Origin of the sequence: Streptomyces sp. NPDC013455 (genome assembly GCF_040632975.1) — a bacterium.
Taxonomy (GTDB): Bacteria; Actinomycetota; Actinomycetes; order Streptomycetales; family Streptomycetaceae; genus Streptomyces.
The window spans coordinates 1-2,510 of the sequence record NZ_JBEYCX010000066.1 but is presented as its reverse complement, the minus strand read 5'-3'; the positions used below and the strand labels follow the sequence as shown (position 1 = coordinate 2,510).

General features: G+C 72.8%; 2 protein-coding genes. Both read right to left on the bottom strand.

Annotation, left to right across the window (positions count from 1 at the left end; genetic code table 11):
• The coding region (locus ABZ576_RS34280) for a beta-ketoacyl synthase N-terminal-like domain-containing protein (protein WP_360750009.1) at positions 1-1,358 on the bottom strand (1,358 nt) is incomplete at its 3' end.
• Positions 1,359-1,403: 45 nt separating this feature from the next.
• Positions 1,404-2,510 (bottom strand): KR domain-containing protein (locus tag ABZ576_RS34275; protein WP_360750006.1); only part of this gene is annotated, 1,107 nt, incomplete at its 5' end.

Sequence of the window (2,510 nt, the reverse complement as noted above, 5' to 3'; positions counted from 1 at the left end):
TGCTCCAAGATCACGTGCGCGTTGGTGCCGCTGACGCCGAAACCGGACACGCCCACCCGGCGCGGCCGGTCGGTCCGCGGCCAGTCACGGGCCTCCGTCAGGAGCCGGACGGCACCTGCTTCCCAGTCGACACGGCTGCTGGGTTCGTCGGCGTGCAGTGTGGGCGGCAGCATGCCGTGGCGCAGGGCCTGCACCATCTTGATCACGCCGGCGACTCCGGCGGCGGCCTGCGTGTGGCCGACGTTCGACTTCAACGAGCCGAGGTAGAGGGGCTCTTCGCGGTCCTGGCCGTAGGTGGCGAGGACGGCCTGGGCCTCGATCGGGTCGCCGAGGACCGTGCCCGTGCCGTGGCCCTCGACGGCGTCCACGTCCGCGGGGGTGAGTCCGGCCGCGGCCAGCGCCTTGCGGATCACGCGCTGCTGCGAGGGGCCGTTGGGGGCGGTCAGGCCGTTGGAGGCGCCGTCCTGGTTCACCGCGCTGCCGCGCACGACGGCGAGGACGCGGTGGCCCTTGCGCTGCGCCTCCGACAGGCGCTCCAGGACGACCACGCCCGCGCCCTCGGCCCAGCCCGTGCCGTCCGCCGCCTCGGCGTACGACTTGCAGCGGCCGTCCGAAGCCAGGCCCCGCTGGCGGGAGAAGTCCACGAAGGTGTGCGGGGTGGCCATGACGGTGGCGCCGCCCGCCAGGGCCATCGAGCACTCCCCGCGGCGCAGGGCCTGCGCGGCGAGGTGGATGGCGACCAGGGAGGAGGAGCAGGCGGTGTCCACGGTCACGGCCGGACCCTCGAAGCCGAAGACGTAGGAGACGCGGCCGGAGGCGACGCTGCCCGCGCCGCCGGTTCCGGCGTAGCCCTCCAGCTCCGGCGGGAGGTTGCCGCCGAAGAAGTAGTCGACGCCCATGATCCCGTTGAAGACGCCGATGTCCGCGCCTTTCAGGGAGAGGGGGTCGATGCCGGCCTGTTCGAGTGCTTCCCATGACGTTTCCAGCAGCAGCCGCTGCTGCGGGTCCATCGCCAGCGCCTCACGGGGTGAGACGCCGAAGAAGTCGGCGTCGAACAGGCCGGCGTCGTGCAGGAATCCGCCTTGGCGGGCGTAGGTGGTGCCCGCCTCGTCGGGGTCGTCGGCGAACAGCGTGTCCAGGTCCCAGCCGCGGTCGGCGGGGAAGTCGGACACGGCGTCCCGGCCCTCGGCGACCAGGCGCCACAGCTCCTCCGGCGTCGTCACCCCGCCGGGCAGCCGGCACGCCATGCCGACGATCGCGACCGGCTCGTCGGCGCTGCGCCGTACCTGCCGGCGCAGGTCGTGCAGTTCCGTCGTGACGCGCTTGAGGTACTTGAGGAGTTCCTGCTCTGTGGCCATCTTCCATTCCTCACCGAGGGTTTGACGGTCCGCGAAACGGGGCGGTCAGACGATTCCGAGTTCGTCGTTGATGAAGTCGAGGACCTCATCGGCGGAAGCGGATTCCAGTTGGTCCGCCACGGCGGAACCCGGTGTCTCCTCGACTGCTCCGTTGCACTTCGCGACCAGGCCCTGGAGGCGAAGCACGAGGTCGGCTTTCTTGGACTCGTCGGAGAGCAGTCCGGCGATCAGCGACTCGATGTCCTCGATCTTTTCGTGCACCAGCGACAGGGCGTCGTCGGTGGTGCCCAGTTCCGCGTGGAGGTGGCGGGCCAGGGCGAGCGGGTTCGGGTAGTCGAACACGACGGTCGCGGCCAGCTTGAGTCCGGTGGTCTCGCGGAGCCGGTTGCGCAGTTCCACGGAGGTCAGCGAGTCGAACCCGGCGTCCTTGAACGCCGTCTCGGGGCCGACGTTCTCCGCCCCGGCGTGGCCGAGGACGGTCGCGACGTGGCCGCGTACGAGGTCGAGCAGCAGGGTCTCCTGCTCGGCCGGGGTGAGTCCGGCGAGCCGGCGGGTGAGTCCGCCGGTGCCGTCAGCGGCCGTGCCGCGGGCCGGCTGGCGGCCGGTGCGGACCAGGCCGTGCAGGAGGGGCTGTACGGGTCGGCCCGCCGCCGCGTCGGCGCGCAGGGCCCGCAGGTCCAGCTTGATGGGGGCGAGGAGCGCCGTGCCGGTGGCCAGGGCCGCGTCGAGGAGGCGCATGCCCTCGGCGGGTCCGATCGGCAGGACGCCGCCCCGGCTCATCCGGGCCTGGTCGGCCGCGCCCAGGTGGGCGGTCATGCCGCTGGTCTGCTCCCACAGGCCCCAGGCCAGCGAGGTGGCGGGCAGGCCGGCCGCCCGGCGCTGGTGGGCCACGGCGTCGAGGTAGGCGTTGGCGGCCGCGTAGTTGCCCTGGCCGGCCGAGCCGAACAGGCCGGACGCGGAGGAGAAGACGGCGAACACCGTCAGGTCCAGGGTGCGGGTCAGCTCGTCCAGGTGCCGTACCGCGCTCACCTTGGGGGCGAAGACCCGGGCCAGGCGCTCGGGGGTGAGGGCGCCGATGACGCCGTCGTCCAGCACACCGGCCGTGTGCACGACACCGGTGAGCGGGTGCTCGGCCGGGACGGCGTCCAGCAG